A 19,781-nucleotide genomic window follows, 5' to 3' on the forward strand; every position below is an offset into this window, starting at 1 on the left:
ACCCGAATTGTTCGAGCGGCTTTTCGAATGTTTAATTATTGTTTAAATAATGGACGACGGCATCTCTTAAAAATTCTGCTGCCCCTTCGCCTTTTTTGTCGTAATATGCTCTAAAGCGTTCATCTGCTACATACATTTCCACAAGTCCTTGATGAGCCTCTTTTGAATAAGAAGACCAAGTGTAAGTGAGCCATTGTTTATGTTTTGCGGCCAGTTCCCGGGCAAGAGGGGAAGCAGGGTCACCCGTTCTCTTAGCCTTATCCAACAGATTAAGAATTTCTTCTGCCAGTTGTTTGAATGCCTCAAAATCTTCTTTTGACATATTGCGGAATTTATTATTGGACCCGTTGACTGCATCGTCGCCGTACTTTTGACGGATTTCTCCGCCGTATTTTTGTTCATTTTCTTCTATTAACCGCTCTTTGAAAGCTTCAAATTTTTCTTCATTATTCATTGTCATCTCTCCTTTTTCATGGGCGATTGTTTTTTTCACAGAATCAATCAATTTGTCCAGTCGGAATCTCTTTTTCATCAGCTGTGCCAAATGGCTTTCCAAAGCTTTGATTGAATCAAAGTTTGGGTCATTCATAATGGAAAGAATTGTTTCAATGCTGACGCCCAATTCCCGGAAGAATAAAATTTGTTGCAACCGGTCGACTTCTTCTTGGCCATAAATCCGGTAGCCGGAGCTGTTGATTCTTTTTGGTTTCAATAAATTGATTTCATCGTAGTATCGCAACGTTCTTGTGCTGATTCCTGCTAATTTCGCTAATTGGCTGATTGTGTATTCCATTGAAAGCCCTCCTGATAATCTCATCATAAAGGTTAACGTAACGTGAAGGTCAATAGAAAAATCAAAATAATGAAGAAAAAGTGGCTACAAAATTCAGCATGGATTATATTTAAATTTGAAGTGAAGGAATGAAAGGTTGTCGAAAATGGAAAATAAAGATTTAAAAATTGTGAAGCAGCCAAAATATCAAAAGATTGCCGCCGATATCGCCTCCAAAATTGTAGAAGGCAAATATACCATTGGTGAAAAAATTTACGCCAGATCTTCCCTTGCAAGCCAGTACGGGGTTTCAGCGGAGACGGCAAGAAGAGCAATCGCTGTTCTTCAGGATTTGGAGATTGTGGAAGCGACAAAGGGCAGCGGTGTTGTCATCAAGTCTTACGAAAAAGCGGCAAATTTTATTAAACAATTTTTGGATGTCGAATCCATTCATCAAATTCAGTTGGAGATGTTTGAAAGCATTGATCGGCAAAAAGAAGAGCTGGAAAAGTTGAAAGAGATTACCGAAAGATTGGTCAGCCGTACGGAACGATTTCGTTCAATCAATCCTTTTGTTCCTTTCCATATTGAAATAAAAGGGGATTCTCCGTACTTGTCCAAGACCATTGGGGAAATCAATTTTTGGCACCACACAATGGCAACCATTGTCGGTATTCGAAGAGGAGAAGAATTGATCATTTCACCGGGACCCTATGCAACCATTGAAATGGATGATGTAATCTACTTTATTGGTAATGACGAATCCTTGGAAAGGGTTCAAAAATTTCTATTTCCTAATTAATCAGGGCTTACAAAAGCAAATTTGAGCTTTTGTGAGCCTTTTCTATTAATTTTTAGCAGATTTTGAGAGTGGTAATTTGACTAAAGTAACAACTTATTGTTATTATAGAGTTGTTACTTTTTCCCGTAGCTGGTTTGCTGAGAGGTGATGAACATGGAAAAAATTAAAGTGGAACATGTGACGAAAATATTTGGGAAACATGTGAATGCTGCCTTAAAACTTGTAAAACAAAAAAAGCGCAAGACGGAAATATTGAACGAAACCGGTGCGACAATCGGGGTATACGATGCAAATTTCACGGTGAATGAAGGTGAAATTTTTGTCATTATGGGACTATCCGGAAGCGGTAAGTCGACATTGATCCGTATGTTAAACCGGTTGATTGAACCTACAAGTGGAAACATCTACATCGATGGTCAAAATATATCGAAGTTGAATAAAAGGGAATTAAGAAACATCCGGAGAGACAAAATGAGCATGGTATTCCAGAACTTTGGTTTATTTCCTCATCGAACGATTTTGCAAAATACGGAATATGGCCTCGAAGTGAAGGGAGTACCAAAAGAGGAAAGACGATTGAAAGCAGAAAAGGCTTTAGACAATGCCGGTTTATTGGCTTATAAGGACCAGTATCCAAGTCAATTGTCAGGCGGTATGCAACAGAGAGTCGGTCTTGCAAGAGCCCTTGCAAATGATCCAGACATATTATTGATGGATGAAGCTTTTTCTGCTCTCGATCCACTCATTCGGAAAGAAATGCAGGATGAATTGTTAGAACTGCAACAAAAAATGAAAAAGACGATTGTCTTTATTACCCACGACTTAAATGAAGCTCTTAGAATAGGGGATCGCATTGCATTGATGAAGGATGGACAAATCATCCAAATTGGAACAGGAGAAGAAATATTGACAAATCCGGCAAACGATTATGTTCGAAGCTTCACGGAAGATGTGGATCGTTCAAAAGTGTTGACGGTGGAAAACGCCATGATACGGCCTGTGTCCATCAATATTGAAGCGGACGGTCCAAAAGTCGCTTTACAGCTGATGAGGGAGGAAAAAGTGAGCGTCATTTTGGCTGTTGATAAGCAAAGAAATTTCAAAGGTTATATTACAGCCAGTGATGCTCACGAAGCTTCAAAACGGGGTGAAAAGCATCTTCATGGAATATTGAGGCAAGATATGTTGACCGTTTCACCAGATACGTTGATCCAAGATGTATTAAGCCCGATTTCCGATTCGTCGACACCGATTGCTGTTGTAAAGGACGAGAAACTTATGGGCGTATTGATAAGAGGAGTCGTTATTGAAGCGTTATCTGCATCGAACAGAAGTGGAGGTGTTGACGATGAATAAAATGTTGGATTCGATTCCTTCACTCCCGATTGCCGATTGGATTGAAACGTTGATGGATTGGCTGACGGAAAATTTTGCATCCATGTTCAGTTTCATTCAAAAAACGGGCAAGAATTCAATGGAATCCTTTACTGATTTATTGTTATATATTCCACCCATTGTATTTATCTTGATTGTTGCAATCATCGCATTTTTTGCGACGAAAAAAAAATTTGGTTTAGCTGTATTTTCGGTTGTAGGGTTGTTGTTTATTTATAATCAGGGACTTTGGAAAGAATTGATGAACACCGTCACTTTGGTGGTATTTTCAAGTATTTTCGCCATCCTGATAGGCATTCCCATTGGTATTTTAATGTCAAAAAGCAGAGTGGCGGAAAACATCATTAAGCCAATTTTGGATTTCATGCAAACCATGCCGGGGTTTGTATATTTAATCCCGGCTGTCGCCTTTTTCGGCATTGGTGTTGTTCCAGGGGTATTTGCATCGGTTATATTCGCATTGCCGCCTACCGTAAGATTTACGAATTTAGGAATTCGCCAAGTACCGAAAGAACTGGAAGAAGCGGCGGATTCCTATGGAAGTACGGGATGGCAGAAGCTATTTAAATTAGAGCTTCCATTAGCAAAATCGACCATTATGGCAGGAATCAATCAAACGGTGCTCTTATCATTATCAATGGTTGTGATTGCATCAATGATTGGCGCACCTGGATTGGGACGCGATGTGCTGTCCGCATTGCAAAGGGCACAAGTTGGAAACGGATTTGTTGCGGGAATTAGTCTGGTGATTTTTGCTATTATCATTGACCGTTTAACGCAAAGCTTGAATAAAAAGAAATATTAACTAGGGAGGAAGATTTTCATGAAAATAAGGAAGTTTATGATATTTGTTTTCGCAATAGGCTTAAGTGCCCTATTGGCCGCATGTGGGGGAAATGAGGAAGAAGGGACTGCCAAGAAGGGAGAGAAAGCAATCAATTTAGCCTATGTTGAGTGGGATTCGGAAATCGCATCCACCCATGTCATCGGGAAAGTATTGGAGGATTTAGGTTATGAAGTTACACTGACACCATTAGACAACGCCATTATGTGGGAAGCGGTTGCCAATGGAGAAGCCGATGCATCAGTAGCAGCTTGGCTTCCGGTAACCCATGGTGCTCAATACGAAGAATATAAAGAAGATATTGTCGACTTGGGTGAAAATTTGGAGGGTGCCAAAATCGGATTGGTGGTTCCAGCATATATGGAAGATGTCAATTCGATTGAAGATTTATCAAATCATGCGAATATGCAAATCACAGGAATCGAATCGGGTGCCGGTGTGATGCAGGCAACGGAAAGAGCCATTCAAGAATATGCTAATTTAAAGGACTGGGAATTGGTTCCATCTTCATCAGGAGCGATGGCGGTCGCTTTGGGAGAAGCGATTAAAAAGAATGAAGAGATTGTTGTGACTGGATGGACGCCTCACTGGAAATTTGCAAAATACGAATTGAAATATTTAGATGATCCAAAAGGAGTATTTGGAGGTGAGGAATCTATTCATACCTTTGTGAGAAAAGGGTTAGAGGAAGAAATGCCGGAAGTCTATCAAGTATTGGATAATTTCCACTGGACAACCGAAGACATGGAGGAGGTCATGCTTGATATATTTGATGGCATGAGTCCGAAAGAAGCGGCTGAAAAATGGGTGAAAGAAAACGCAGATAAAGTGGCTGAATGGACTGCAGAAAAGGAATAAAGGTAAGAATTCCAAAAAGGAAGGCTACCTGGAAAGTGAACCTTTCCAGGCAGCCTGTTTTCATTTTCCGTTTTCATCATATCCAACTACGGTCCAAACGCCTGATTCATCTTTCCGAATGAGCCGTTTTAAATAAACGGTATGAATGTTTGTATCTGAATCATTTACTTCTACAATTGCCAATTCATTATCGCTATGAAGAAATTTTAAATTCTCCAGTTCGATTGGATCATTTCCTTCAATGCCGCTTGGCGAAAGCTGCAGGCTGACGAACACTTGCGTTGTTGCAACAGGATCGAGCCTCCAAGGGGAATGGCCTTGATCGACGCTTTTTTGAGTGTTTTTTTCCACTTCTAAATTATATTGAACTTCCACTTGAGGTGAAATTTCCTTAGCTGAAACCGGAAACATGATGTTTTCATATATTCCAACACTTTCCAATTCAAAGGTCAGCTCCGTTGATTCTAGGTAGGCCGGAATTGCATTGTAATCCATGATTTCCACAGTGAAAACCTCCGTCCTTATCTTGGATGATTTCAAATTTCAGAGAAAATTGAAACATTGAAAAAACATTTTTACATTGATTCTTAATGTTAGTTTTATTATTTACAAATTTAGAAAAAAAATTAATTAAATTTGTCAAGTATTGTATGAATTTCTTTGTTCAGTTTTTCAATGTTTGCATATTCAACTGATGAATGAGTTAGCTGATATTTTTCCTTCAATCGGAGAATGCTCGGAAATTTCGCCGCGTTTGACGGCTGAAATGAGTTGGTTAAGAACTGAAGAAATTTTTTCTTCATGATGGGCAATCAAAACAATATCACTGCCGGCTTTGAGTGAGAATATAGCGGCTTTTTCCAGTGAGTATTGGTTCGTAATTGCTTTCATTGTCAGATCGTCCGTGATGACAACCCCATTATAGCCGAGTTTTTTTCTCAATAGATTGGTGATAACCGTTTTTGACATGGATGCAGGATAATGCTGATCGATTTGAGGCAGTAAAATATGGACAATCATTACCGCATCTGTGCCATTTTCAATATCTTGCAAATGAATAGCGGATAATCGTTCATCATAGGATCGAATATCAAAAACTAGTGGTCCATCAAATCCAAGAGACAAATGATGGGCAGGATAGTCGGCATATTCTCCAACAGGCGATTTTTCGATTTTTTCAGGAGAACCCAACATTTTTTCAGCCTCTTCTCGTGTCGTATTTCCTGCAATGACCGGGATATGAAATACTTTCCCTTCTTCAGCATTTTTCATTATTTGCCGAATGAGTTCTTCCGCCGTCAGTTCCTCGTTTTGTGATGGCGGGTTTTTAGGAAAATCTCCATCATTTGAGGGTTTATGACTTCGATTTAAAAGTCAATATAATGCCTAAAGCAGCAGTCATTATGAGAATTAGAATTGCAATAATCAATTTCTTCATTTACAATTTTCTCCTTTTATCTTTTTGTTAAAATAGTTGTATGGACAAAAGAAAAGTAACAATAGACATGGAAAGAGTATAAAGAGATTCAATCGACAATATTTCCAAGGAAATATCAATTATTTTCGACAAGTATTAAATGTTTCAGGCATAACATATCTAATATATGGGGTATTTGGTAGAATAATGATTAAAATAAAGAAGGGAGGAATATGGCAATTTTGTTTCTTACTATTTTCATCGTGATAGGAATCTTATTCGCCTTTCGTGTTTATACATATGAAAATAGCGAATTTAGGAAAATCACTGGGTATTCTTTATTTACTGTTTTGACAAATCTACACATAAAAAATACATATTTATTAGTGCAATCATTAAAATATTTACAAGGAGAATATAAATTATTATTAAACTTAGCCTTTCCAACAATGGATGGAAAAAGAATACTGGATGCAATGGTCATCCATGAATCGGGCATTTATGTCTTCAATATTCAACATAAAAACGGTTGGATTTATGGCCGGGAACAGGATGACCAATGGGTACAGGCGACTGATAAAAAAATAAACTGCTGCCATTTACTAATCCGATTATTAAGACGAAAAAATTAATCTTTGATTTAAAAGATAAAATTGCCAATGAGAAAAGTGATTTGTTCCATTTTTTAATTCTTTTTTCAGACAATTGTTCCTTTAAGAAAATCGTTGTAAAATCAAACAATGTCTCAGTCATAAAGGCAAATGAAATGAAGTGTTTTTGGAAAGCCGGAACGGAACAAAAGATTTCTACAGTAGAAATCAATTCGATCTATAATACTTTCAAACAATCAATATGCCGAGGACCCAACCGCTTTATTTCAGAAAAATATGAATCATGCTACAAACCAATAGAATCAACACCTTTGAAAGGAAATGGCAATGGAGAAACGCTCAAAACGGCAAAACAGCATTAATTATATGAAAGAAAATAATAGGCTTTTTTGTTGTCCGATTTGCAAGGGGGGAATGGACGTACTGGCTGAAGGGGAGGTTGTTTGCGGCAATCGCCATAGCTTTACCATTGCAAAACAAGGATATGTTAATTTTTTGACGAGGGCGGTTCGTTCCATGTATACGAAAAATTTGTTTGAATCGAGAAAAATGGTGATCGATGCCGGTTTGTACAATACTTTGCATAATGAAATAGCCAAAATAATTGGGAATTCTGCCACAGCGATTTTAGATACTGGCTGTGGCGAAGGTTCTCATTTAGTGAATGTCTGCGAGCTATTAAATGATGAAGTAGTTGGAGTAGGAATGGACATTGCAAAAGAAGGAATTCTTACGGCAGCGAAGTATTATGAAAAGAAAATTTGGTGTGTTGGGGATTTAGCCTGCAGCCCATTTAGAGAACAGTCCTTTGATTACATCTTAAATATTTTGTCACCAGCTAATTATGGTGAGTTTAATCGTTTGTTAAAAAATGGAGGAAAAGTAATAAAAGTCGTTCCCCAATCAGGATATTTGCAGGAATTGCGTAACAAGTTTTTGCTCATTCCGAGAAAGAGGATTATTCTAATGAACAGACCGTCAAAAGATTTTATGAGCAATTTCTGGATGCAAAAAGACATCGGATTACGTACAAAATGCCAATTGAGAAAGAACTTGTTCCAAAATTGATGGAAATGACGCCATTGGGATGGCATGCGGAAACAGGAGCGATTGATTTAAATGAAGTGACCATCGATTTGGAATTGTTGGTGGGGAGCTGTAAACGGTAATTCCATTGAAAGAAGAAGACGTTTTTTTTAAAATAGATTAATAAAAATAGATTAAGGGTAGGAATCTGCTGTGTTATATGATATTGGAGCAAAAGTAGTCGGACTGTTTTTATCATTAAACGGCTCAAGGGCAAAGGAATATGGCAAAGAAAATTTGCCAAAGGATGAAGGGTATGTTTTAGCCTGCACCCACAATGGGTATGTGGATATTTTAAATTTAGGTCTTTCCATTTATCCTAGACAAATACACTTTATGGCAAAAAAACAATTGTTTGATATAAAAGGTCTAGGGTGGCTGATTACGAAGTTGAATGCTTTTCCTGTTGACCGTGAAAATCCTGGACCAAGTGTGATAAAAATTCCGCTTCAATTATTAAAAAAGGGCGAAATTGTTGGGATTTTTCCAAGCGGTACGAGAACAACGAATAATTCGGAGCTAAAGCAAGGCGCTATCACCATTGCGCAACTGGCAAAAGTCAAAGTTGTTCCGGCCGCTTATATTGGTCCAAAAAATTTGAAGGAAGTGTTTCAGCGGAAAAAAGCGTATTTGATTTTTGGCGAACCTTTTACAGTCCCTGCAGGAAAAGAAGCAAGGGAAGAATATACAGCTTTTTTAGAAAAAGAGTTTAAAAGGTTAACAGATGAATTAAAGCAAAAAATGGAGAAGAAGTAGCACTTTCCGTCATCGGAAGGTGCTTTTTCAAAAGGGAGGATTTGCAATGAAACGCGTATTATTTGTCTGTTTAGGGAATATTTGCCGCTCGCCAATGGCTGAAGCGGTATTTAGAGATATGCTGAAAAAAAGAGGATTGGAAGACAAAATTGAAGTGGATTCAGCTGGTACAAGCTCCTGGCATGTCGGTGAACCGCCGCATTATGGGACTGTTAATAAATTGAAAGAATATAATATTTCCACTGAGGGGATCATTGCACGGCAATTAATAAAGGAAGATTTTGATAAATTCGATTATATTGTTGGAATGGATGAAAGCAATGTCAAAAACATCCGCAATCTATTGCAGCAGCCGGACCATCCAAAAATCTTCCGCTTTTTGGATTTAACAGAATATAAAAAGGATGTTCCGGATCCGTATTATACAAAAGACTTCCAAGAAACTTATGATTTAGTGAAGGCTGGATGCGAGGCGTTGTTAAACAAAATTTTAGAAGATATGGAAGAAGAGGGGCAAATATTATAAGGGTATCTCTAAAGAAAATCAAGAGGCGATTATTTTCATTCAACAAATCATGTTGTATAATGTTACAGTCATATAAATTTGAATGAAATTTTAACTGATATTTTAAACTTAGGAAAGAGAGTGAATCCAATGGGTCGTAAATGGAACAATATTAAAGATAAAAAGGCGGAAAAAGATAAAAATACCAGTCGAATTTATGCGAAATTTGGTAAAGAAATCTATGTAGCGGCGAAAAAAGGAGATCCGGACCCAGAGTTAAACCAAGCGTTGAAAGCCGTATTAGAAAGAGCGAAAACTTATAATGTTCCTAAACATATTATTGACCGCGCTATTGAAAAAGCAAAAGGTGCGGGCGGAGAAGATTACGATGAAATGCGCTACGAAGGATTTGGCGTTGGCGGTACAATGGTCATTGTAGATGCGTTAACAAATAATGTAAATCGTACGGTTTCAGAAGTTCGTGCTGCTTTCGGGAAAAATGGCGGAAACATGGGTGTAGCGGGCTCCGTTTCTTATATGTTCGACCCTACTGCCGTATTTGGAATTGAAGGAAAGTCAGCGGATGAATTGTTGGAAATCTTATTAGAAGCAGATATTGATGCACGGGATGTATTTGAGGAAGATGGAATGACTATCGTTTACGCAGAACCAAATCAATTCCATGCAGCGCAAGAAGCGTTCAAATCTGCAGGAATTGAAGAATTTGCAATAGCTGAACTGACAATGATTCCTCAAACAGAAGTGAAATTAACTGGCGAAGATAAAGCAAAGTTTGAAAAAATGATTGACGCATTAGAAGATTTAGAAGACGTGCAACGGGTATATCACAATGCAGATTTAGGCGATGAATAATTAACAGGGATTGCTAAGAAGACCTTTAATAAAAGAGCGAATGGAGAAAACGCAATGTTTTCCTGTTCGCTCTTTTCATTTCTCAAGCGTTTCATGGAAGAGGAAATCTTTTGGAACTTTTTTGTCATTTAAATCGTAAGTAAATAGAAAAATGGTGATGCGGTATGAGAAAATGGATTATAACAATCATAGCAGCAATCATGGCAATCGGTGTGGCATTTATTGTTTGGTCCAATTACATGATTAATCAAGGAGCAAATCCTATTGCGGACGGTTCGAATGAATATGCAATTCTACTTGGCGCAAAAGTAGAGAAAAATGGAGAACCAAGTTTGACTTTGCTGTATCGTTTACAAGAAGCGGAAAGGTATTTAAAAGAAAATCCTCATGTCACCATCGTTGTTTCCGGGGGACGGGGAGGAAGTGAACCAATTAGCGAAGCAGAAGCCATGTACAACTATTTAGTAGAGGCAGGGATAGAAGAAGATCGGATTATTCAAGAGGACAAGGCAACATCTACTTATGAAAATCTTCTTTATTCCATAAAATTATTGCCTGATGATACAAAGAGTGTGACGATCATTACCAGCGATTTTCATTGTGCAAGGGCAAAGATGCTTGCCAAAAAACTAGATTTAGAAGCGGATTTTGTGGAAGCGAAAACGCCAAAAATAGTAGAACAAAAGCTGCGTTTTCGTGAAAGATTGGCATTGGTTAAATCTGTAGTTTTTGACAATTAATATTTGTTGTTTATATACAAATTTTGTATGATGGTTTTAAAAAGCGATACGGAGGGTGTATAGGAATTGTGAATAAGTGGTAGACTTGAGTTGGGAGTGAGAATGGATGACAAAGAAACTATGGTTTCAAGTGGGAATTGGTTTATTAATTGGACTATTAATCATCAAATATGTCATAGAGATTCATTGGATTTTTAAGCCGGTTGTGATCATTATTAAAACAATTTTTATCCCGGTCTTAATAAGCGGAGTTCTTTTTTACATATCTGAACCTCTTCAACGTTGGCTGGAAAAAAAGGGGCTGCCGAGATGGGGAAGCATTTCTACGATTGTGCTTGTATTAGCCGGGGTAGTTACTGGACTGTTGTTCATTATCGGAAATCCGATTACAGAGCAGGTAAACCGATTAGTGCAAAACGCTCCAAGCATTGGGGATAAAATTATGGATGCAACGGATTTTGTTTTAGAAAACAAAGATAATTTGCCGCCGCAAGTTGAGAATTTCATAGATTCAGTGACCAATTCCATTCAGGATATTGTTGTTGTCGGAAGCAAAAGCATTGTCAACTTTGTAAGCGGTACGGTTTCAACAATCTTCACTTTAATTTTAGTACCGTTCTTTTATATTTTTATGTTAAAGGACCATGAGAAATTTGCTCCGAATATTTATAAAGTCTTTACAGGCGAACGCCGTACATGGGTGAAAAAGACGCTGGAAGAAATCAATGAAGTGTTGAAAAACTACGTGCAAGGCCAAGTGCTTGTGAGCTTAATACTTGCTACGATGATGTTGATAGGGTATTTAATTATTAGACTTGATTATGCACTGTTACTGGCTATCGTTTCTTTCTTTATGAATATGATTCCTTTTATCGGACCATGGATTTCTCTTGCTCCAGCCATCCTTGTTGCCATCATACAAGATCCAATTTTAGTGGTTTGGGTGTGTGTAATTACTTTAGTGGCCCAGCAGTTGGAAAGCAATTTGATAACGCCAAATATCATGGGAAAATCTTTGGATATTCATCCCTTAACGGTCATTACCGTGGTATTGGCGGCGGGGAATATCGGCGGATTTGTTGCAATCATGATTGGTATTCCTACTTATGCAGTGTTAAAAGTTATTGTGAAAAATATTTATGAAGAGAGAAAGAAAATTAAGGAAACAGCGACGAAAACGCTATAAAAAATTTTCCTCTATTGTATACTGGGAGGGGAATTTGAACGATAAAATAGAAAAAGGGGATTTCTATGAGCGGAAAAAAAGCGGCATTAATTCTTATTGGGATTATTATTTTAGTAAGTATATTGGTTATTATTGTGTTATCGATATTTTTTGCCGTTTATGAGCCATCTATCAACCAAACAATTCAGACATTCGATTGGATTTCATCTGAGAAAATAATATAAACACGAGCAATGGTACTCGTGTTTTTTTGGCTCTATAATATTTGGTGTTGGTGGATACAACCAGCACCAATTTTTTTTGAACAAAAAATGAGACAGTGACAAAACTCTGGTAAAATGTAATCGACCAAAACCACATTTACAAGGAGTGATGTCACATGTCTTACCATCATTCTATACGAAACCTACTCAATATAAAAGACAAAAATATCACATTTGATGAAAATTTTTGTTCTATCGAAACGATTAAAAAAGCTATTATCAACCAAATGTTCACTACCTTCCAAAGCATTTGTGTTTTGATGAATTTAAATCAGTGAAATCTGCAGCTGGAGCGATGTCCTTTATTTTCTGCGACTCTGAAACGGGGGAGATGGTGGATATCGTGGAGGACCGAAGATTACCTATCCTCAAAGAGTATTTCTTACGGGATTCCAAGAAGGCGAGAGATGCGGTAAAAACGATTGTCATCGATATGTACAGCCCTTATATTTCCAAGAAGTTTTCCCTAAAGCGGAAATCATACTCGACAAATTCCATATCCTCCAACTATTTAGCAGAACTTTAAACAAAACGCGCATCAACGTCATGAATCGGGATAAAAAGAATTACAATAAATTGAAAAAATACTGGAAGCTCCTTCTGAAAGATCAAACAAAACTTGATTATAAGAACTATACATATCATCGTTGCTTTAAAAAGCATATGTGTGAGGTGGAGATTCTCCACTATCTCATTGATTTAGATTCTGAATTAAAAGCGTCCTATGAGTTATATCAATACGTGCAACATTGCATCAAAACCAAAGACTTTGAGCTCTTGAAGAAAACCTTGGCAAATAAACAGAACAGCGTTTCCAGCTATATGAAAACCGCCATCAAGACAATCAACAAATACATCCATTACGTCGAGAATACGCTAAAGTACGATTATAATAACGGCATTTTAGAGGGGATTAATAACAAAATCAAGGTGATGAAACGCATTTCTTTCGGTTATCGATCCTTCTATCACTTTAGAAACCGAATATTCATTACCCAAAACTTAGCGAAAATAAAAACAGCTTAGGGGAACCTCGAATTTCCCCTAAGCCATCTGATTACATATTATCAAATAATGTCACTGAAATTTATTCACCAACACCATTTGACAAAGAACCGTTTTTTTTAGAAGAATAAATTTAATATATAGTAAATGCAGCCAGCAATCACTGCTGAAATTGGCATTGTGATAATCCAAGTCAATACAATTTTGCGGGCAACTCCCCAATTTACTCCCTTTGCACGTTGGGCAGAACCAACGCCCATAATGGATGAAGAAATTACATGGGTAGTCGATACAGGCAAGTGTATCAATGTTGCACCAAAGATGACCGTTGCAGATGCCAAGTCTGCAGCAGCACCGTTGACTGGACGAATTTTCATAATCTTTGTCCCAACGGTTTTAATGATTTTGTAACCTCCGACGGAAGTACCTAATCCCATCGCAAGGGCGCAGGCAATTCGCACCCAATCTTGTACAGTATTATCATGTTGCATACCTGCTGCAATTAAAGCCATTGTAATAATCCCCATGGCTTTTTGGGCATCGTTTGTACCGTGCGTAAATGCCTGTAATGAGGCAGTGAAAATTTGCATTGTACGGAAACCTTTATTGGTGCGATAAAGATTCAAATTCTTAAACATCAGTTTAAACAAAGTCATAAATAAAAAGCCGACAGCAAAAGCGATGAAAGGCGAAAAGATTAAAGCTTTTAAAATTCCAAGAAATCCGGAGTAGTTTAGAATATCAAATCCTGCTGCAGCAATGGCGGCTCCTGCAATGGAACCGATTAACGTATGGGATGAGCTTGATGGAATCCCAAAATACCAAGTAATTAAATTCCATAATATTGCAGAAAGCAATGCTGCTAAAATTACGACTGAACCGGTTGTATCATCCGGTGTTTGATTCAACGAAAATGGGTCTACGATGTCGCTGGCAATGGCTTTAGCCACACCTACGAATGAAATCGCACCAAGGAAGTTCATAATAGCAGCAAGCATTACAGCTGTGCGCGGTGGTAGTGCACGAGTTGAAACAGACGTAGCAATGGAGTTTGCTGTATCATGAAATCCGTTAATAAAGTCGAATGCTAATGCACAAATCACGATTAATATTGTTATGATAAAAATGGTATCCATATCCTATTTCTCCACTCCGTTTTTACGCATTACGCATGATGATTGTTTCTAGGGTGTTTGCTACGTCTTGACAATAATCTGCAATGTCTTCTAATTGATTGTAAATATCTTTGTATTTAATTAAACGGATTGGATCTTTTTCATTTAAAAATAATTGTTTGATGGAAGAACGGGATATTTCATCACACTCACGTTCATAGTCCTTAATTAAAATAATATGGTTTCTCATGGAAGGTAAATCTTTCTTATTTAATAAGTCGATTGCGGCTACAATTTCATCTGCACTTCTTGTTATGTATTTTAGAAATGCGCGCATGTTGTCATCCAATTCAGGAATTGAGAACATTTCCAAGTGTGCAAAACATTGTTCTATACCATCTAATACATCGTCCATCTTGATTGCTAATGCTAATATATCTTCCCTTTCGATAGGCGTCATGAATGATTTGTTTAACATCACAATCAGTTCATGAATCAAATTGTCCCCATCTGTTTCAAACTGTTTTACTTTGATACTTAATTCCTTTAAATCAGCCATAGAGTCAACATTAAAGTCATTGGCAAAATGAACTGCATCTCGCATGTTTTCTGCAATCTTGTGTAATGACGAAAAAAATGGATCTGATTTTCTTGGATTAAACATGAATGTAATGCCCCCTGATATGAGTTAGTTTATTCAAACATTTTTATGATAGCAAAAAATAATTCAAAACCATAGAATAGAGGTGCCGAAAATTACAAAATTTACATTCCTGTAATATTAGTTGTAACAATTTTTTCAGACAAAAAAGCCACTATTAAATTGGAATAGCCACATCAATATTATGGATTTCCTTTATGATAAGTATTCTTTCAGTTCCTTTTCTAAAAAAGGTTTTGCTGATAAGAATTCAACAAAGGCTCTGTAACGTTCCAATTCTTTTTTGTTCGCTTTTCTTCCCGTTTTATAGGCGCGGATTAAGATATTTTTTGGCGTATGTTCCAAATCAATAAATTCCATTAATTGCACTTCATAGCCGACTAATTTTAATAATTCAGCGCGAATGGAATCTGTTGCAAGGGCAGCGAAACGTTCTTTAATTAACCCATGCTGCGTCATAATTTCTAATTGAGGGGCATTTAATTGACGATTCAATTCATGCTGGCAGCACGGCACGCTTAAAATGACTTTTGCTCCCCATTTCACTGCGCGGGCCAAAGCCATATCCGTTGCCACGTCACAGGCATGCAATGTAACGACCATATCCACAGAAGTTTCATCATGATAGTCATTAATGTCTCCTACAAGAAATTCCAAATGATCATAATGCAAATCTTCCGCAATCTTGTTGCATTCCTCAATGACTTCTTTTTTCAAGTCTAAGCCTGTCACTTTAATATCCAAGCCCTTTTCAATTTTTAGATAGTGGTATAGAGCAAAGGTTAAATACGATTTTCCTGAACCAAAATCGAGTATCCGGATTTGCCGATCTTTCGGCAAGTAATCCAACGAATCATCAATAAATTCAAGAAAACGGTTAATTTGACGGAATTTATCGTACTTCTGTTTTTTAACTTTTCCTTCAGGCGTTTGCACACCTAGACGCACTAAGAAAGGGTAAGGAGTAGATTCTTCCAATAAATAATTTTTTTTGCGGTTATGGGCTAAAGAGACTTCTTTTATGGATTCCATTTTTTCTTCTTTCCAGAAGACTTTATTTTTTTTGGATAATTGGATTTGAATGGTGGAGTCTGTAAATTGCCCGTGGAATTGTCTGAATTTTTGGAATAAAACTTCTAGGAAAGCATGAAAATTTTCTAACAAAACATTTTCGTGTTTTAAAATTCTTTCATACTGATATTCCAATTGAATGTGGTATTGACCTTTTATTTCCACCGGTTTTAATTTAACTCTTTTCAGTGTGTCGGATTTTTTTCTAGGTTGGCTAATTGTAGCTGAAACTAATTTTTTTTGTTGGATTCGTTCAAACAATTGTTGCTTCATTTCTACAAATTCCATTTGTTATCAACCTTCTTTTGAATAAGATAATCGACATTAGTTTAACATATAATTAATTAAATAGCTGAAAAAGGAGGATTTTATCAAATCATGATATATTGTTTCCGAAATTTTATTAGAAAATCGAATTTTTTGAAATAATATTATATTCAATAAAATAATCCTATGGTAAAGTAATAATAGAATACAAAAAATCTTCTAAGATTTGATTGATTTCTGCTGTCCTATGCCTAAATAAACGGAAAAGGAGGAGAATGATATGCAAGATTATCAATTTCAGATGTTAGCGATTGTATTGTATATGGTTGCCATGTTATTCATTGGTTGGTACGCATTTAAGAGAACGAGCAACTTAAAAGAATACATGCTAGGCGGCCGTGGATTAGGTCCAATCCAATGTCATCAACTTAACGTTACATTTAATGGAAAATAATATTTAATTTAACTTTTATAAAATTAGGTAATAAGCCTCTTGTAATTTTAAAAAGTCCAAAACTTGCGTCAATGATCTTAATTGAACCGCCGTATACGGAACCGTACGTACGGTGGTGTGAGAGGACGGGAGTTAATCGCTCCCTCCTACTCGATTTAGTAAAGAATTCTAGCCGAGGAACAAACTTCCCGTGGATCAGCCAAATAAATGAGCTAATCTTTCGTCAACGACTCGATCTCCCTTAGAGAAAGCCCTGTGATTTTGGCAACATACTCGATTTCCATTCCGTCAGCGAGCATTTTTTTCGCAATGTTTATTTGCAGCTGTTTAACCCCTTTTTCATATGCTGCCTTTTCCCGCTGTTTAGCTTCATGCAGTTCTTTTTCTTCATCTAAAGTTTGCTGAAGCCGTTTTTCATAAGCAGTCCATTCCTTCTTTTGCTGGCTCAATTCATGCCATTTGTGAAAGGCGAGTCGTATTTCTTCATCCCGCAAAGATAATAAATTCATTTCCTTATAAAGGTCTTCATAGAAAATGCCGAATCGTTGGTCCACGATGCCAAGCAAAAGCAGCCATCTCGCCTTTGCATCATTCCACAGATTCACTTTCTTTGCTTCAAAAGCCTTTATTAAAGTTGGATATTCAATAAAGTGCAACTCAAACACATCCAAAAGGGGAGCTTCTGCCTGTCGTTCCTTTAGTAAGTAGGTTGTATGAAAGCTTTCTGTTTGATTGAGCAATTCATAGTTTAAGAGGTTTATAAAAAAGACGGGGCAGATGTCTTTATAGTTTTGGTTTGAATAAGCTTTGGCAGCGTAGTAGAGGGAATGTTTCACAATATCAAAGCTATTGCGAACATTGATGAATATGTGCAATTTTTTCCCGGTGTTTGTCATGCATAAAAAGGAAAGAGGGGCAAGGTCCTCATCTTTATTAGCGGGACTTTGAAGAATTCGATGGATTTTATCCTTTGGAGGGCGTTCCAACAAGGCATTTAAAAAAGGAATAATAAGCTCATTGCCAAAAACTTTTTGAAAGCTAAAATCAATTTTTAAATCCATTAATTTTTGAAGTTTATAGGTGTTCAGGGAAATCACCTCTTTCCAACGGTATAGCCCTACAATTTGCAGGAGTTGGGTCTTGTCGTAATCAAAGAACAGCTTTTCATAAATTGTATTGGAAGTTTTCTTGAATACTTCAACTTATGAGCAATTAGTGGAAGAAATACAGATGCTTATAGAAGAACGCGTCTCAGCGGAATGAAAAGTTAGCGCGGAGGAGATGACATTAAGTGCGGATAGGAACAGGTTTGGGTAACGTTTGGTGCAGAAAGGAACAGGTTTAGTGCGGATAAGACAACCTTTAGTGCGGATAGGAACAGGTTTAGCGTGGATAAGACAACGTTTAGTGCGGATGAATAGGAAATTGTGCATATAATGTTAAGACTTGTTTAAAAAACTTTAATTTTTTATATATGCAAAAGTTACTTTTCTAACTAGACATCAATGGGTAAAAATGCTAATTTTATAAATAATTTTTTAAGGGGTGTATGTGATGATAGTGAAACAAGATATTCGCAAATTGCATCATTTTATTAACGGAACATTTGTACCTGGCACCAGCGGCCGTTTTTCAAATGTGTATAATCCATGCACGGGAGAAGTGATTGCCCACGTACCACTGGCAACTCGGGAAGAAGTTCGCCAAGCCATTGAAACGGCAAAAAGTGCATTGCCACAATGGACGGCGTTATCGGGAGGAAAACGGAGTGAAATTGTGCAAAGATTCCGTCAACTAATTAAAGAACATGAAGAAAAATTAATTGAAACCATTTGTGAAGAAAGCGGGAAGACGAAGGAAGACGCAAGAGGAGAAATACAGCGCGGCTTGGAATCGGTAGACCTTGCCATCAACGCACCGCACATGGTCAAAGGGGAGTATTCGGTAAACGTAGGGGGCGATATCAACATGTTCTCCCGAAAAGAGCCGCTTGGGGTTGTGGCAGCAATTTCTCCTTTTAACTTCCCAGTAATGGTGCCGTTAGCGCAAACAAGCATGGCAGTGGCAGTGGGAAATGCAATTATTTTAAAACCATCAGAAAAAGTGCCACAATCAGCCCTTTATCTTTCAAAGCTATGGAAAGAAGCAGGATTGCCAGATGGGATATGGACGGTTATTAATGGAGATCAAGAAGCAGTCAGAGAAATCCTTGAAAATGAAACAGTAAAAGCTATTCATTTTGTAGGCTCCACTCCAGTAGCTGAATATATCTATCAAACGGGTACAAAATATAATAAACGTGTTGCGGCTCTTGGCGGCGGAAAAAACTTTATGATTGTGATGCCGGATGCAGATTTAGAAAAAGCGGCAAATGCCTTTATTGGCGCAGCTTATGGTGCAGCTTCACAGCGTTGTATGGCGCTATCAGGAGTGATTCCTGTCGGCAAAGAAACAGCAGACCAATTTGTGGCCATTTTAAAAGAAAAAATTGCGAAGATAAAAGTTGGCCCATATACTGACGAAGAAGTAGATTTTGGTCCGGTCATTTCAAAAGAATCCAAGGAAATAATTCTTGGCTATATTGATCGAAGTTTAAAAGAAGGGGCAAAATTGGTGACAGATGGACGCCATCCGGAGATTGCGAAAAACTCCAATGGCTTTTATCTAGGTCCAACTTTATTAGATGAAGTGACACAAGAGATGGGAATTTTTAAAGATGAGGTATTTGGTCCTGTGCGCATCGTTGTGAGGGCGGATTCTTTACAAGAAGCAATGAATCTTATTAATTCTCATGAGCTTGGTAATGGGGTAACCATCTTTACAAATAATGGGGCAGCAGCCCGTAAATTTCAAGATGAGATTGAAGTAGGAATGGTGGGTGTCAATGTACCAATTCCTATTCCAGTAGGCTACCATAACTTTGCTGGCTGGAAGCGATCAAATTTTGGCACAGGCGTCATGTTCGGTCCGGAGCAGGCGAACTTCTTCACAAAAAGAAAAACAATTTCAGAAAAATGGATGGATATGGAAGAAACGTCGCAAACAACATTTTCTTTCCCAAGTAAATAAGATGGTGATTAAGGCTGGCGGGAAGGAATAT

General features: G+C 37.5%; 22 protein-coding genes and 1 pseudogene. 16 read left to right on the forward strand and 7 right to left on the reverse strand.

Going from position 1 to position 19,781, the window contains the following annotated elements:
• Positions 1–31 precede the first annotated feature (31 nt).
• Positions 32–793 carry a MerR family transcriptional regulator gene (locus DKZ56_RS03745; protein WP_208651378.1) on the reverse strand — a complete coding sequence of 254 codons (762 nt, stop codon included), beginning with the start codon at positions 791–793 and terminating at the stop codon, positions 32–34.
• A 145-nt stretch (positions 794–938) separates the two neighbouring features.
• Here DKZ56_RS03745 and DKZ56_RS03750 point away from each other — a divergent pair, with 145 nt between their 5' ends.
• The 4 genes from DKZ56_RS03750 to DKZ56_RS03765 all read left to right on the forward strand — a co-directional run bounded on the left by DKZ56_RS03750 (position 939) and on the right by DKZ56_RS03765 (position 4,671).
• Positions 939–1,574, forward strand: a complete 636-nt coding sequence (locus DKZ56_RS03750; protein WP_208651380.1) for a GntR family transcriptional regulator — start codon at positions 939–941, stop codon at positions 1,572–1,574.
• A 153-nt stretch (positions 1,575–1,727) separates the two neighbouring features.
• Complete coding sequence (locus DKZ56_RS03755) at positions 1,728–2,930, forward strand: quaternary amine ABC transporter ATP-binding protein (protein ID WP_222837138.1); 1,203 nt, start codon at positions 1,728–1,730, stop codon at positions 2,928–2,930.
• Positions 2,923–3,774 (forward strand): ABC transporter permease, encoded by an 852-nt coding sequence (locus DKZ56_RS03760; protein WP_208651383.1) that lies wholly within the window; start codon positions 2,923–2,925, stop codon positions 3,772–3,774. Before DKZ56_RS03755 ends, DKZ56_RS03760 begins: the two co-directional genes overlap by 8 nt.
• A gap of 18 nt (positions 3,775–3,792) precedes the next feature.
• On the forward strand, positions 3,793–4,671 hold the full coding sequence (locus tag DKZ56_RS03765; RefSeq protein WP_208651385.1) for a glycine betaine ABC transporter substrate-binding protein: 879 nt from the start codon (positions 3,793–3,795) through the stop codon (positions 4,669–4,671).
• A 60-nt stretch (positions 4,672–4,731) separates the two neighbouring features.
• Here the strand turns inward: DKZ56_RS03765 and DKZ56_RS03770 are convergent, their stop codons facing one another.
• Both DKZ56_RS03770 and DKZ56_RS03775 read right to left on the reverse strand, forming a co-directional pair.
• The gene (locus tag DKZ56_RS03770) at positions 4,732–5,175 is read right to left on the reverse strand and encodes a hypothetical protein (protein WP_208651387.1); all 444 of its coding nucleotides are present in this window, start codon (positions 5,173–5,175) and stop codon (positions 4,732–4,734) included.
• A gap of 183 nt (positions 5,176–5,358) precedes the next feature.
• A complete protein-coding gene (locus DKZ56_RS03775) occupies positions 5,359–5,943 on the reverse strand; it encodes a glycoside hydrolase family 3 N-terminal domain-containing protein (protein WP_208651388.1) in 585 nt (194 codons plus the stop codon).
• Between the two features lie 378 nt (positions 5,944–6,321).
• Here DKZ56_RS03775 and DKZ56_RS03780 point away from each other — a divergent pair, with 378 nt between their 5' ends.
• The 10 genes and pseudogenes from DKZ56_RS03780 to DKZ56_RS15345 all read left to right on the forward strand — a co-directional run bounded on the left by DKZ56_RS03780 (position 6,322) and on the right by DKZ56_RS15345 (position 13,134).
• A complete protein-coding gene (locus tag DKZ56_RS03780) occupies positions 6,322–6,720 on the forward strand; it encodes a nuclease-related domain-containing protein (protein ID WP_208651389.1) in 399 nt (132 codons plus the stop codon).
• Positions 6,721–7,113: 393 nt separating this feature from the next.
• Positions 7,114–7,767, forward strand: a complete 654-nt coding sequence (locus tag DKZ56_RS03785) for a methyltransferase domain-containing protein (protein ID WP_342775794.1) — start codon at positions 7,114–7,116, stop codon at positions 7,765–7,767.
• Positions 7,734–7,868, forward strand: coding sequence for a hypothetical protein (locus DKZ56_RS15795; RefSeq protein ID WP_342775795.1), 135 nt, complete (start codon positions 7,734–7,736; stop codon positions 7,866–7,868). Before DKZ56_RS03785 ends, DKZ56_RS15795 begins: the two co-directional genes overlap by 34 nt.
• A 70-nt stretch (positions 7,869–7,938) precedes the next feature.
• Positions 7,939–8,541 carry a lysophospholipid acyltransferase family protein gene (locus DKZ56_RS03790; RefSeq protein WP_245989592.1) on the forward strand — a complete coding sequence of 201 codons (603 nt, stop codon included), beginning with the start codon at positions 7,939–7,941 and terminating at the stop codon, positions 8,539–8,541.
• Between the two features lie 46 nt (positions 8,542–8,587).
• The gene (locus DKZ56_RS03795; protein ID WP_208651390.1) at positions 8,588–9,067 is read left to right on the forward strand and encodes a low molecular weight protein-tyrosine-phosphatase; all 480 of its coding nucleotides are present in this window, start codon (positions 8,588–8,590) and stop codon (positions 9,065–9,067) included.
• 129 nt (positions 9,068–9,196) lie between these two features.
• Positions 9,197–9,919, forward strand: coding sequence for a YebC/PmpR family DNA-binding transcriptional regulator (locus DKZ56_RS03800; protein WP_208651391.1), 723 nt, complete (start codon positions 9,197–9,199; stop codon positions 9,917–9,919).
• A 164-nt stretch (positions 9,920–10,083) separates the two neighbouring features.
• The gene (locus DKZ56_RS03805; RefSeq protein WP_208651392.1) at positions 10,084–10,659 is read left to right on the forward strand and encodes a YdcF family protein; all 576 of its coding nucleotides are present in this window, start codon (positions 10,084–10,086) and stop codon (positions 10,657–10,659) included.
• A 106-nt stretch (positions 10,660–10,765) separates the two neighbouring features.
• Positions 10,766–11,845 (forward strand): AI-2E family transporter, encoded by a 1,080-nt coding sequence (locus tag DKZ56_RS03810; RefSeq protein WP_208651393.1) that lies wholly within the window; start codon positions 10,766–10,768, stop codon positions 11,843–11,845.
• 65 nt (positions 11,846–11,910) lie between these two features.
• Complete coding sequence (locus DKZ56_RS03815; protein ID WP_208651400.1) at positions 11,911–12,069, forward strand: hypothetical protein; 159 nt, start codon at positions 11,911–11,913, stop codon at positions 12,067–12,069.
• A gap of 334 nt (positions 12,070–12,403) precedes the next feature.
• A pseudogene (locus DKZ56_RS15345) lies at positions 12,404–13,134 on the forward strand (ISL3 family transposase).
• A gap of 98 nt (positions 13,135–13,232) precedes the next feature.
• Here DKZ56_RS15345 and DKZ56_RS03825 read toward each other — a convergent pair.
• The 3 genes from DKZ56_RS03825 to DKZ56_RS03835 all read right to left on the reverse strand — a co-directional run bounded on the left by DKZ56_RS03825 (position 13,233) and on the right by DKZ56_RS03835 (position 16,248).
• Complete coding sequence (locus DKZ56_RS03825) at positions 13,233–14,249, reverse strand: inorganic phosphate transporter (RefSeq protein ID WP_208651402.1); 1,017 nt, start codon at positions 14,247–14,249, stop codon at positions 13,233–13,235.
• A gap of 22 nt (positions 14,250–14,271) precedes the next feature.
• Positions 14,272–14,892, reverse strand: coding sequence for a DUF47 domain-containing protein (locus DKZ56_RS03830; RefSeq protein ID WP_208651404.1), 621 nt, complete (start codon positions 14,890–14,892; stop codon positions 14,272–14,274).
• A gap of 192 nt (positions 14,893–15,084) precedes the next feature.
• The gene (locus DKZ56_RS03835) at positions 15,085–16,248 is read right to left on the reverse strand and encodes a methyltransferase (protein ID WP_208651406.1); all 1,164 of its coding nucleotides are present in this window, start codon (positions 16,246–16,248) and stop codon (positions 15,085–15,087) included.
• Positions 16,249–16,507: 259 nt separating this feature from the next.
• On the opposite strand from DKZ56_RS03835, the gene DKZ56_RS03840 reads away from it, so the two are divergent.
• On the forward strand, positions 16,508–16,681 hold the full coding sequence (locus tag DKZ56_RS03840; RefSeq protein WP_208652296.1) for a hypothetical protein: 174 nt from the start codon (positions 16,508–16,510) through the stop codon (positions 16,679–16,681).
• 212 nt (positions 16,682–16,893) lie between these two features.
• Here DKZ56_RS03840 and DKZ56_RS03845 read toward each other — a convergent pair whose 3' ends face one another.
• Complete coding sequence (locus tag DKZ56_RS03845; RefSeq protein ID WP_208651408.1) at positions 16,894–17,778, reverse strand: Rpn family recombination-promoting nuclease/putative transposase; 885 nt, start codon at positions 17,776–17,778, stop codon at positions 16,894–16,896.
• A 457-nt stretch (positions 17,779–18,235) separates the two neighbouring features.
• On the opposite strand from DKZ56_RS03845, the gene DKZ56_RS03850 reads away from it, so the two are divergent.
• The gene (locus DKZ56_RS03850) at positions 18,236–19,750 is read left to right on the forward strand and encodes a CoA-acylating methylmalonate-semialdehyde dehydrogenase (RefSeq protein WP_208651410.1); all 1,515 of its coding nucleotides are present in this window, start codon (positions 18,236–18,238) and stop codon (positions 19,748–19,750) included.
• The last annotated feature ends 31 nt before the right edge of the window (positions 19,751–19,781 follow it).

Origin of the sequence: Ureibacillus thermophilus (assembly GCF_004331915.1) — a bacterium.
GTDB classification, from domain to species: domain Bacteria; phylum Bacillota; class Bacilli; order Bacillales_A; family Planococcaceae; genus Ureibacillus; species Ureibacillus thermophilus.

Coding starts and splice junctions, on each gene's coding strand:
- DKZ56_RS03745 (WP_208651378.1), bottom strand. CDS start 793: ATGGAATACACAATCAGCCAATTAGCGAAATTAGCAGGAATCAGCACA.
- DKZ56_RS03750 (WP_208651380.1), top strand. CDS start 939: ATGGAAAATAAAGATTTAAAAATTGTGAAGCAGCCAAAATATCAAAAG.
- DKZ56_RS03755 (WP_222837138.1), top strand. CDS start 1,728: ATGGAAAAAATTAAAGTGGAACATGTGACGAAAATATTTGGGAAACAT.
- DKZ56_RS03760 (WP_208651383.1), top strand. CDS start 2,923: ATGAATAAAATGTTGGATTCGATTCCTTCACTCCCGATTGCCGATTGG.
- DKZ56_RS03765 (WP_208651385.1), top strand. CDS start 3,793: ATGAAAATAAGGAAGTTTATGATATTTGTTTTCGCAATAGGCTTAAGT.
- DKZ56_RS03775 (WP_208651388.1), bottom strand. CDS start 5,943: ATGAAAAATGCTGAAGAAGGGAAAGTATTTCATATCCCGGTCATTGCA.
- DKZ56_RS03780 (WP_208651389.1), top strand. CDS start 6,322: ATGGCAATTTTGTTTCTTACTATTTTCATCGTGATAGGAATCTTATTC.
- DKZ56_RS03785 (WP_342775794.1), top strand. CDS start 7,114: ATGGACGTACTGGCTGAAGGGGAGGTTGTTTGCGGCAATCGCCATAGC.
- DKZ56_RS15795 (WP_342775795.1), top strand. CDS start 7,734: ATGCCAATTGAGAAAGAACTTGTTCCAAAATTGATGGAAATGACGCCA.
- DKZ56_RS03795 (WP_208651390.1), top strand. CDS start 8,588: ATGAAACGCGTATTATTTGTCTGTTTAGGGAATATTTGCCGCTCGCCA.
- DKZ56_RS03800 (WP_208651391.1), top strand. CDS start 9,197: ATGGGTCGTAAATGGAACAATATTAAAGATAAAAAGGCGGAAAAAGAT.
- DKZ56_RS03805 (WP_208651392.1), top strand. CDS start 10,084: ATGAGAAAATGGATTATAACAATCATAGCAGCAATCATGGCAATCGGT.
- DKZ56_RS03810 (WP_208651393.1), top strand. CDS start 10,766: ATGACAAAGAAACTATGGTTTCAAGTGGGAATTGGTTTATTAATTGGA.
- DKZ56_RS03815 (WP_208651400.1), top strand. CDS start 11,911: ATGAGCGGAAAAAAAGCGGCATTAATTCTTATTGGGATTATTATTTTA.
- DKZ56_RS03825 (WP_208651402.1), bottom strand. CDS start 14,249: ATGGATACCATTTTTATCATAACAATATTAATCGTGATTTGTGCATTA.
- DKZ56_RS03830 (WP_208651404.1), bottom strand. CDS start 14,892: ATGTTTAATCCAAGAAAATCAGATCCATTTTTTTCGTCATTACACAAG.
- DKZ56_RS03835 (WP_208651406.1), bottom strand. CDS start 16,248: ATGGAATTTGTAGAAATGAAGCAACAATTGTTTGAACGAATCCAACAA.
- DKZ56_RS03840 (WP_208652296.1), top strand. CDS start 16,508: ATGCAAGATTATCAATTTCAGATGTTAGCGATTGTATTGTATATGGTT.
- DKZ56_RS03850 (WP_208651410.1), top strand. CDS start 18,236: ATGATAGTGAAACAAGATATTCGCAAATTGCATCATTTTATTAACGGA.